At 55.7% G+C, this 7,167-nt stretch carries 9 protein-coding genes and 1 pseudogene; 7 read left to right on the forward strand and 3 right to left on the reverse strand.

Translation table 11 applies throughout. The annotated features are described in order from the left end of the window. Nucleotides 1-147: 147 nt before the first annotated feature. Nucleotides 148-390 carry a hypothetical protein gene (locus AAAC48_RS24765; protein ID WP_340656744.1) on the reverse strand — a complete coding sequence of 81 codons (243 nt, stop codon included), beginning with the start codon at nt 388-390 and terminating at the stop codon, nt 148-150. 394 nt (nt 391-784) lie between these two features. Between AAAC48_RS24765 and dnaJ the strand changes: the two genes are divergently transcribed. From dnaJ to AAAC48_RS24800, 7 genes are all read left to right on the forward strand, one after another. Next, complete coding sequence (dnaJ, locus tag AAAC48_RS24770; RefSeq protein WP_340656745.1) at nt 785-1,912, forward strand: molecular chaperone DnaJ; 1,128 nt, start codon at nt 785-787, stop codon at nt 1,910-1,912. 84 nt (nt 1,913-1,996) lie between these two features. Next, on the forward strand, nt 1,997-2,593 hold the full coding sequence (locus tag AAAC48_RS24775; RefSeq protein WP_340656746.1) for a class I SAM-dependent methyltransferase: 597 nt from the start codon (nt 1,997-1,999) through the stop codon (nt 2,591-2,593). A gap of 49 nt (nt 2,594-2,642) precedes the next feature. Then, on the forward strand, nt 2,643-3,227 hold the full coding sequence (locus AAAC48_RS24780) for an NAD(P)H-dependent oxidoreductase (RefSeq protein ID WP_340656747.1): 585 nt from the start codon (nt 2,643-2,645) through the stop codon (nt 3,225-3,227). A 93-nt stretch (nt 3,228-3,320) separates the two neighbouring features. After that, a complete protein-coding gene (pyrF, locus tag AAAC48_RS24785) occupies nt 3,321-4,019 on the forward strand; it encodes an orotidine-5'-phosphate decarboxylase (protein WP_340656748.1) in 699 nt (232 codons plus the stop codon). A gap of 56 nt (nt 4,020-4,075) precedes the next feature. Further along, nucleotides 4,076-4,363, forward strand: coding sequence for a DUF1330 domain-containing protein (locus AAAC48_RS24790; RefSeq protein ID WP_340656749.1), 288 nt, complete (start codon nt 4,076-4,078; stop codon nt 4,361-4,363). A gap of 187 nt (nt 4,364-4,550) precedes the next feature. Further along, the gene (locus AAAC48_RS24795; protein ID WP_340656750.1) at nt 4,551-5,822 is read left to right on the forward strand and encodes a polyhydroxyalkanoate depolymerase; all 1,272 of its coding nucleotides are present in this window, start codon (nt 4,551-4,553) and stop codon (nt 5,820-5,822) included. 319 nt (nt 5,823-6,141) lie between these two features. Continuing rightward, a complete protein-coding gene (locus AAAC48_RS24800; RefSeq protein ID WP_340656751.1) occupies nt 6,142-6,756 on the forward strand; it encodes a transglutaminase-like cysteine peptidase in 615 nt (204 codons plus the stop codon). Nucleotides 6,757-6,814: 58 nt separating this feature from the next. Here the strand turns inward: AAAC48_RS24800 and AAAC48_RS24805 are convergent. Together AAAC48_RS24805 and AAAC48_RS24810 are read right to left on the reverse strand one after the other, a co-directional pair. Beyond that, a pseudogene (locus tag AAAC48_RS24805) lies at nt 6,815-7,024 on the reverse strand (ATP-binding protein); the annotation flags it as partial. After that, a complete protein-coding gene (locus AAAC48_RS24810) occupies nt 6,928-7,128 on the reverse strand; it encodes an ATP-binding protein (RefSeq protein ID WP_340656752.1) in 201 nt (66 codons plus the stop codon). The gene AAAC48_RS24810 and the pseudogene AAAC48_RS24805, both read right to left, overlap by 97 nt. Nucleotides 7,129-7,167 lie beyond the last annotated feature (39 nt).

Consider the following 7,167-nt stretch of genomic DNA (forward strand, 5'->3'; position numbering starts at 1 on the left):
TTTTGTCCATTATATTTATACTTTAGCTCAATTGACCGGCTTCAGCCTTGACGCATAAGAATCTACAATTTAATCGGTTTAAATGGATGTTGGGAGTACGAAGGGCGCGACTCCGATGCCATTGCAGTCGCTGTTGCCAGCAAAGGCCTATGACGTGACTGCAAGCACCGCCGACAAGCCGGCAAACGCCTTCGACCGGAATTCCGGCACGGCGTGGAAAAGCGCATCCGGCTCCGCCTGGATCAAGGCCAGTTTGCGAAGTCCGAAGAAAGGTAGCGTCGTCAAGCTCTTTACGATCTCGTCAGCGGCCGTAGACGGACAGAATTCAGCAAGTTGGACTCTCAAGGCATCCAGGGACGGAACGACCTGGGTGATGCTCGATGAACGCAAGGGCGAGACCCTCAAGTGGGCGCCGGCAGACCCGTCCGTTTGCAATAAACAATACCGACGTCTATTCGAAGTACAGGTTGGAGTTTGCTGGAACCAGCGCTTTGAGCGTGTCGGAATTCGAATTGCTTGCCGAGGCGAAAAATCCCTGAAAAGCAGCGGCGCGATTCAAAGGGCATGCTGGCTATTGACCGGCATGCCCCGGATCATATGGTTCTCTTCTCCCACGGAAAATCAGCCAAGACTTGCCACACAATCGCAATAATGCGGAAATATGCGCCATATCGGGCGAATCAATGTAACTTGGCTATGGCATTCATGGCGACGAACACCTAAATACCGGCTTTAAAAGCGCTTCTGAGGAAGCATTTGCGATTTTCAAGGAACGAGTGTCTGGATGAAGGCTGACTATTACGAAACCCTCGGCGTAGCGAGAAGCGCTGATGAGAAAGAGCTCAAGAGCGCTTTCCGTAAACTGGCAATGCAATTTCACCCTGACAAGAATCCGGGCGACGCTGACGCCGAGCACCGGTTCAAGGAGATCGGCGAGGCCTATGAAACGCTGAAGGACCCGCAAAAGCGGGCCGCCTATGACAGGTTCGGTCATGCCGCCTTCGAAAATGGCGGCGTGAATGGTGCCGGCGGCTTTGGTGGTGCCGGTGGGTTTGCCGATATTTTCGAAGACATTTTCGGCGAGATGATGGGCGGTAGCCGTCAGCGCCGTTCCAGCGGGCGCGAACGTGGCGCGGATCTTCGCTACAACATGGAGATCACGCTGGAGGAAGCCTATACGGGCAAGACGGCGCAGATCAGGGTTCCGACCTCGATCACCTGCGACGAATGTTCGGGCAGCGGCGCCAAGATCGGCACGCAGCCTGTTACCTGCGGGACCTGCAGTGGCTCCGGCCGCGTGCGTGCTGCGCAAGGCTTCTTCTCGATAGAACGGACTTGTCCGACCTGCCATGGCCGCGGCCAGATCATCAAGGATCCCTGCCCGAAATGCAGTGGTCAGGGACGTATCACTGAAGAGCGTGCACTTTCGGTCAATATTCCGGCAGGCATCGAAGATGGCACACGTATCCGCCTGACCGGAGAAGGCGAGGCCGGATTGCGGGGTGGTCCTTCGGGCGATCTCTATATCTTCCTGTCGCTGAAACCGCATGAATTCTTCCAGCGCGATGGTGCGGATCTTTATTGCAAAGTCCCGATTTCGATGACCACGGCAGCGCTGGGCGGCCAGTTCGAAGTGGCAACGCTCGACGGCACGCAGACACGGGTCAAGATCCCTGACGGCACACAAAATGCCAAGCAGTTCCGACTGAAAGGCAAGGGAATGCCGGTTCTGCGTCAGCCTGCCATGGGCGATCTTTATATCCAGATAGCGATCGAGACGCCGCAAAACCTCAACAAGCGGCAGCGCGAATTGCTTGAAGAGTTCGAGCGCATTTCCTCGCAGGACAACAGCCCGCAATCTTCTGGCTTCTTTGCCCGTATGAAAGACTTCTTCGAAGGGCTAAGCGAGTAATTTTGTTGACACTTTCGGTCGCGGCGGCCTTGCTTCCGCCACGAGTTGCGTCATAAACTTGTCTGACTGCGACGGAGGATAGGCATGTCACGACCATTGGGCAAGAAGCTGGCCGAGAAGTTCGGTGAGGAAATCCGGTTCTTCAAGGGATGGATGCATGGCCCGAAGGCTGTCGGCTCGATCCTGCCGACAAGCTCCATCACCGCGCGCCGCATGGCCAGTGTCGTCAATCCGTATTCGGGCCTCCCCGTACTCGAGCTTGGACCCGGCACCGGCGTCATCACCCGCGCAATTCTTAATCGCGGTGTTGCCCCATCCAACCTCTACAGCGTCGAGTATTCGGCTGACTTCGCTGAACATTTGCGCGAGAATTTCCCTGGTGTGAACATCATCGAGGGCGATGCCTTCAATCTGGATGCGACGCTCGGCGACAGGCGGGAGCAGAAGTTCGATTCGGTCGTCTCCGCTGTTCCGCTTTTGAATTTCCCGATCAGCGAGCGCGTCAAGATCGTCGAGGATCTGCTGCGCCGCATTCCGCGTGGCCGTCCCATCGTCCAGATAACCTATGGCCCGATGTCGCCGGTTCCAGCCGGACGCGGCAATTACAAGATCGAACATCTCGATTTCATCATCCGCAATGTGCCGCCGGCCCGGCTATGGGTCTACCGCCGGGTCGACTGACCATCTATAGTTCCCCTCGAGTGGTCCGCGTGTCTTAAAGGGGTTCTTGATGCTGCCAAAGATTCTGGTTTTTGCTGGTTCCAACCGTACCGGCGCCTATAGCAAGCAGGTGGCCAATGCGGCCGTCGCGAGCTTGATGGAGCTTGGCGCGGAGGTAACGCGCATTGCGCTGATCGACTATCCGCTGCCGATCATGGACCAGGATCTGGAGAACGAAAAAGGCATTCCGGAGAACGCGATGAAGCTCGGACGGTTGTTTGCCGCCCATGACGGCATTCTGATCGCTTCGCCCGAGTATAATTCCTCGATCCCGCCGCTGTTGAAAAACACGATCGACTGGGTGAGCCGCATCTCGAAGGATGGCGACAGGCCGTTCAAGCCCTATGCGGGCAAGGTGATGGCGCTCTGCTCCTCCTCGGAGGGCAATTTCGGCGGTGCTCGTGGCCTCTATCATCTGCGCTCCGTGCTGATGAATGTCGGGACCCAGATCATCACCGAACAATGCTCGGTCATCCACGCCCATGAGGCCTTTGCCGAGGATGGTTCCTTTCGCGATGATCGCACCGCGAAATCGATGCAGCGGGTCTGCCAGTCGTTGATCGACCACACGAGATTCGCCATCTCCCGTCGATAGCCGCGATTTCTGCTTGCGTTCGACCAATTGGTTGTTTCCTATCGCGCTCTTCTGTGCGATGGGGAAACGATCAACAAAAAAAGGTGGTTTGTCATGACGGATGCGGCTTTGCGCGAGCGCCTGATCGTCGGCCTTGATGTGCCGACACTGAAGGTCGCTGAACAGGTTGTCAGCGAGCTCGGCGATACGGTGTCGTTCTACAAGATCGGCTATCAGCTGGCGTTCGCCGGCGGCCTTGGCTTTGCCAGCGAACTCGCCAGCTCGGGCAAGAAAGTCTTCCTCGACATGAAGCTGCTCGATATCGACAATACGGTTGCCAGGGGCGTCGAGAACATCGTCAAGATGGGTGTCTCCATGCTGACCTTGCATGCCTATCCCAAGGCGATGAAGGCGGCCGTCGAGGCTGCCCGTGGGTCGGACCTCTGCCTGCTCGGCGTGACAGTCCTGACCTCCATGGACCAGCAGGATATTATTGATGCCGGCTATGAACATGATCCGCATACTTTAGTGTTAATGCGGGCCGAACAGGCGCTTCGTGCCGGAATGGGTGGTATTGTCTGCGCGGCAACAGAAGCTGCCGCGGTGCGCAAGATCGTTGGTTCCGATCTTGCCATCGTCACCCCTGGGATCCGTCCCGCGGGCGCCGATCTCGGCGATCAGAAACGCGTCATGACTCCGTCCGATGCATTGCGTTCCGGGGCGACCCATCTGGTGGTTGGACGGCCGATTGCCAGCGCCTCAGACCGCAAGGCTTCAGCTGAAGCGATCCTTGCGGAAATGTCGGAAGCCTGAAATGGCACAAGAATTTCAACCCGGACGGGTAGTTTGGTTGTGAAAGGTAGAAAGCAATGGCCAAGGGATACTGGATTGCGCACGTCGACGTAAGAGATGCGGAGCGCTACAAGGACTACGTTGCGACAGCCAAACCCGCCTTTGAGAAGTATGGTGCCAATTTTCTGGCCCGTGGTGGCACTCACCATATTCTGGAAGGTCAGGGGCGCGGACGCAACGTCGTGATCGAGTTCCCATCGGTCCAGGCGGCGCTCGATTGCTATAATTCGCCGGAATATCAAGCAGCTAAGGCAATCCGGATCACCGTTGCCGACGGCGAAATTCTGGTTGTTGAGGGCGCTTGAGCATCTCTATCGTTGATTCCTGCACGCCGATACAACGGTAAGTTGCTAAAATTTTCTGTTCTCTTATTCCTTTGTTGCATTGCAATAGCGCTGAAACCGGCTAGGGTCACTGACCAATCAAGAATATTTTCACCAGTAAGGGTGATGTTCTTTGGATTGCCGTTGTGTTGATCGATCGGACAGTGGAATGTTTTACCAGCTCTATGAACTCAACCATGCCGCGCTCCAGCCTTACCGGGCCTTCGCTGACGCGACCAAGCTGTTCTACGATAACCCATTGAATCCATTGTCTCAAACGGTCGTTGGGCGCTCGATAACTGCCATGTGCGAACTGTTTGAGCGCACCACCCGCGCCTACGGCAAGCCTGCCTTCGATCTGCCTACGACTATCGTTGACGGTGTCGAGACAGATGTGAAAGAGAAGATCGTCTGGAAAAAGCCCTTCTGTAATCTCATTCATTTCAAACGGTCGCTGGCTGCCAAGCGGGCTGCCGATCCAAAGATTCTCGTGGTTGCGCCAATGTCAGGCCACTACGCGACGCTGCTGCGCGGCACTGTTGAAGCGCTCCTGCCGCACGCTGAGGTCTATATCACCGACTGGGTTGATGCGCGCACCGTTCCCCTCAGCGATGGCGGTTTCGACCTTGATGACTACATCGATTATGTCATTGAAATATTTCATGCATTGGGTGAAGACATCCATGTAGTGGCTGTCTGCCAGCCTTCCGTACCGGTTCTCGCTGCGGTCTCCATCATGGAAACCAGAGGTGATCGCTTCGCCCCGTCCAGTATGACGTTGATGGGTGGTCCGATCGATACGCGCAAGAACCCGACCGCTGTCAACAAGCTGGCGGAAGAAAAGGGCATTGGCTGGTTCCGCGACAATGTGATCATGTCCGTTCCCTGGCCGCACGCCGGGTTCATGCGCGACGTCTATCCCGGCTTTCTGCAGCTTTCGGGCTTCATGAGCATGAATCTTGATCGCCACATCACTGCACATAAAGAATTCTTCATGCATCTCGTCAAGGAAGACGGCGATTCTGCCGACAAGCATCGTGAATTCTACGACGAATACCTGGCCGTAATGGATTTGACCGCGGAATTCTACCTGCAGACCGTGGATACGGTATTTGTCCGCCATGCACTGCCAAAGGGCGAGATGACCCATCGCGGCACGCTGGTGGATCCCTCTGCCATCCGCAATGTTGCGCTCCTGACCGTCGAAGGCGAAAACGACGATATCTCCGGCGTTGGTCAGACAAAGGCTGCGCAGACCCTTTGTGTCAACATCCCGAAGGAGATGCGCCTGCATTACCTGCAGCCCAAGGTCGGCCACTACGGCGTGTTCAACGGGTCGCGTTTCCGTGCCGAAATTGCGCCGCGTATTGTCAAATTCGTTAACGATCACGCACAGGTGAACCGGCCGAGTAATGTGACGCCAATCGGAAAACGCGCGTAACGCTAACCCATACGATGTATGCAGTTAGAAGCTTGAGAAGGACTATAATACAGGTGCCTTTTGAGGTGCCTGGTCTTCTTTCAGTTTAGCAATATACAATATAATCAATTATTTAAGGGAATCTCAGTTGATACTTGGGGCTTGCGAACTCTCGAAAACGCGCCCGGTTCGGAACGCTTGATAATATCGGGAAACGCGAAAACTCAAATTTTAACCATATATTAACAATGGCCGGATCGTGTCGCCATTGTGATTGACTCATGTCCCCTCCCGCCATTAACGTTTTGTTAACGATGGCTGATCGGGGTTGGAGTGGGGCATGTTTGGAGTGGCAAGGGTTTTGAAAACCATGGGGTTCGCTGCGGCGTTCTTCGTGGCAGCGCTTGGTGCAAACTCCGCCTCGGCTTCTGAAGCATTCATGACCACCGGCGGACTGACGTCTCAACCCATCGGTCACTACGAATTCTGCAAGCGGCTGCCGGACGAATGCAATATTCGTATCCGCAACGTCATGCCGGAAAAGATGAACCATGACTTCTGGCAACTGATCGTCAACGTCAACAGCGATGACAACCACAAGATCAAGCCGTTGACCGATATGGAAATCTACGGTGTTGAAGAATATTGGGCCTATCCGGACAAGGTCGGCGACTGCGAGGACTATGTTCTCCTGAAGCGACGTGACCTGATGCAGGCAGGTATTTCTCCGGCCAACCTTTTGATCACAGTTGTTCGCAAGCCAGACGGGGAGGGCCACGCAGTCCTGACCGTGCGTACCGACAAGGGTGATTTCATTCTCGACAATCTCATCGATGGCGTGAAGAACTGGTCCGAGACCGAATACACCTACCTCAAGCGCCAGGCGACCAACAATACCGGCCGCTGGGTCAGCATCGAGGCTCCTACCAACATTCTGGTCGGCTCGGTACAGTAATAAAACAGCAGCCATATCAAGAATGCCGGATCGAAAGGTCCGGCATTTCTCGTTGTTATCAAGCCGCTTCATTTATCCGGTCCGCTGCCATGCGATAGGAGATGGCCTCGGCAAGGTGAATGCGACCGACAATTTCTTGCCCGTCAGGATCGGCCAGCGTTCGCGCGACCTTTAGCACACGGTGATAGGCGCGGGCGGAGAAACGCATCTGCTCGCTGGCCTGCTGCAGCAATGAAACACCCGGGCCATCGGGCTTCGCCACCTGGAGGCGATCATCGAAGCATCAAGCAGTTCTCGTGGCAATAGCGGTGGCAGGATCGACGAGAGCCGTTGCGCCAGCATGGACTTTCCGGAGCCGGGCGGTCCCATCATCAGGAGATTATGGCCGCCGGTCGCTGCGACCTCCAGCGC

It is taken from the genome of Phyllobacterium sp., from assembly GCF_037994405.1.
GTDB lineage: Bacteria > Pseudomonadota > Alphaproteobacteria > Rhizobiales > Rhizobiaceae > Phyllobacterium.

Excerpts from the sequence above, each read along its gene's own strand:
- dnaJ (WP_340656745.1), top strand. The coding sequence starts at position 785 with ATGAAGGCTGACTATTACGAAACCCTCGGCGTAGCGAGAAGCGCTGAT.
- AAAC48_RS24775 (WP_340656746.1), top strand. The coding sequence starts at position 1,997 with ATGTCACGACCATTGGGCAAGAAGCTGGCCGAGAAGTTCGGTGAGGAA.
- AAAC48_RS24780 (WP_340656747.1), top strand. The coding sequence starts at position 2,643 with ATGCTGCCAAAGATTCTGGTTTTTGCTGGTTCCAACCGTACCGGCGCC.
- pyrF (WP_340656748.1), top strand. The coding sequence starts at position 3,321 with ATGACGGATGCGGCTTTGCGCGAGCGCCTGATCGTCGGCCTTGATGTG.
- AAAC48_RS24790 (WP_340656749.1), top strand. The coding sequence starts at position 4,076 with ATGGCCAAGGGATACTGGATTGCGCACGTCGACGTAAGAGATGCGGAG.
- AAAC48_RS24795 (WP_340656750.1), top strand. The coding sequence starts at position 4,551 with ATGTTTTACCAGCTCTATGAACTCAACCATGCCGCGCTCCAGCCTTAC.
- AAAC48_RS24800 (WP_340656751.1), top strand. The coding sequence starts at position 6,142 with ATGTTTGGAGTGGCAAGGGTTTTGAAAACCATGGGGTTCGCTGCGGCG.
- AAAC48_RS24810 (WP_340656752.1), bottom strand. The coding sequence starts at position 7,128 with ATGATGGGACCGCCCGGCTCCGGAAAGTCCATGCTGGCGCAACGGCTC.